The organism is Agrobacterium sp. 22094 (genome assembly GCF_052046015.1).
In the GTDB taxonomy this organism is placed as follows: domain Bacteria; phylum Pseudomonadota; class Alphaproteobacteria; order Rhizobiales; family Rhizobiaceae; genus Agrobacterium; species Agrobacterium cavarae.
On sequence record NZ_JBQEPX010000016.1, the window covers coordinates 1 to 1219 of the forward strand.

A 1219-nucleotide genomic window follows, 5' to 3' on the forward strand; every position below is an offset into this window, starting at 1 on the left:
GAGCACCTGCTTTGCAAGCAGGGGGTCAGCGGTTCGATCCCGCTCAGCTCCACCAAAATTTTGGCGCTCACGGGTGAGCGGTCCTTCGGACCTACCCTCCGCGAGGGCGCCGAACGATCGGCGACGCGCTATCGCGCTGTATTGGAGAATTGATCCTACGGCTGCGAATTGTCTTCTGGAGAAAATAAAGGTTTGCACCTTCATCGAATGCGATGACAGTGCCTGTTTTGGATACATTGTGAAGAGAAGATATGTCTGGAAGCTTCCAGGTGTTTTGGGTTTTACCCGGAACGTCCGAGCCCAGTCTCAGAGAAACCATGTGATGGCTTAGTCGGCCGGAATTGGTGGAGGGATTGGAGGTAGGAAGGAAGCTTGTCCGAGGCATTTTTGTTGTTGGGGTTTAGGCCTCTCTGATGAAAATGCTGGATTGGTGTTGCCTGACCGCGCATCACCGGATGATATCTCGAGAAGCTGGTCTTAATGGTATGGCTTCGAGGTGCACCGGCGTGCCCTCAATGAAGACCATACCGAACACGTCGATGGCATCGTGACTTGGCTGGGTTGTAAAAGGTAACCTTGCCTGTCGTTCATTCCTTCGGAATGACGACTTGATGATGAGCATAGACAATGAGAACGAAGAAGTGAATTAAGGGCATTTGGTGGATGCCTTGGCATGCACAGGCGAAGAAGGACGTGATACGCTGCGAAAAGCCGTGGGGAGCTGCGAATAAGCTTTGATCCATGGATATCCGAATGGGGCAACCCACCTTAAATACCTAGAAAATCTGTTCTGTTGAGCAATCGGCAGAAGAGGTTTCTAGGTATTGCGATAAGGTATCTGCATCTGAATACATAGGGTGTAAGAAGCGAACGCAGGGAACTGAAACATCTAAGTACCTGCAGGAAAGGACATCAACCGAGACTCCGTAAGTAGTGGCGAGCGAACGCGGACCAGGCCAGTGGCAATGATGAATAAAGCGGAACGATTTGGAAAGGTCGGCCATAGCGGGTGATAGCCCCGTACGCGTAGAACAGTTATTGTCCTTGAGTAGGGCGGGACACGTGAAATCCTGTCTGAACATGGGGAGACCACTCTCCAAGCCTAAGTACTCGTGCATGACCGATAGCGAACAAGTACCGTGAGGGAAAGGTGAAAAGCACCCCGACGAGGGGAGTGAAATAGAACCTGAAACCGGATGCCTACAAACAGTCGGAGCCC

At 51.6% G+C, this 1219-nt stretch carries 1 rRNA gene; it reads left to right on the forward strand.

Going from position 1 to position 1219, the window contains the following annotated elements:
* Positions 1-636: 636 nt before the first annotated feature.
* Positions 637-1219, forward strand: a 23S ribosomal RNA gene (locus tag ACTJK5_RS22965); the annotation flags it as partial.